This window comes from Bradyrhizobium uaiense, from assembly GCF_010811875.1.
GTDB lineage: Bacteria > Pseudomonadota > Alphaproteobacteria > Rhizobiales > Xanthobacteraceae > Bradyrhizobium > Bradyrhizobium uaiense.
Window position 1 is genome coordinate 1 of sequence record NZ_VKHP01001247.1, and the last position, 216, is coordinate 216.

General features: G+C 66.2%; 1 protein-coding gene. It reads left to right on the forward strand.

Annotated features, from left to right (window positions below; translation table 11 throughout):
• Positions 1–216 (forward strand): hypothetical protein (locus FNJ47_RS49490; RefSeq protein WP_163163954.1); only part of this gene is annotated, 216 nt, incomplete at both ends.

Consider the following 216-nt stretch of genomic DNA (forward strand, 5'->3'; position numbering starts at 1 on the left):
CGGTCGCGAGCGGCGGCATCTTCAACGTCGGCGGCACGGTTCTGAGCAATGTCGCGGTCCTTGCCGGCGGCATCGAGAACGTGTTCTCTGGAGGCGTGGTCACCGGCGTGACCAGCTCCGGGACAGGGATTTCGGGCGGCACGGTGAACGTGTCGTCGGGAGGCGCGATCGACCACACGACCGTCAGCAGTGGCGGCATGTTGAATGTCCTGTCCG